Raw genomic sequence first — 309 nt, 5'->3', positions numbered from 1 at the left:
TTCGACACGTTAGGCGCGATGGCCATCGGCCCGACCCACCATCAGAAAACTGTCCTGGTCGACTATGAACAGACGGACATTGCCGTTGGCTTCGTCATGGGCCACAACATGCTCGACGAGTACTGGGACACGGATGACCACACAGCGCTGAACCGTGCTGAAGGCACCAAACCTGCACCCAATCGCGGCCCCCGTGGCGATACTCCACGCCAGGATATTTCCAGCCAGGTCAGCGGACCCATTCTGGAACACCTGCACCATAACTTCGCCACCGCCTGGCGCAAGGAGACCGGAGAGGACCTGCTCGCT

The 309-nt window shown here is 60.2% G+C and carries 1 pseudogene; it reads left to right on the top strand.

Annotated elements, in window-relative coordinates:
* Positions 1-309: pseudogene (locus ACM6IP_RS00005) on the top strand (phospholipase); the annotation flags it as partial.

This window comes from Pseudomonas sp. IT-P176 (genome assembly GCF_949767245.1).
Taxonomy (GTDB): Bacteria; Pseudomonadota; Gammaproteobacteria; order Pseudomonadales; family Pseudomonadaceae; genus Aquipseudomonas.
This window is presented reverse-complemented; position numbering and strand designations above follow the sequence as displayed.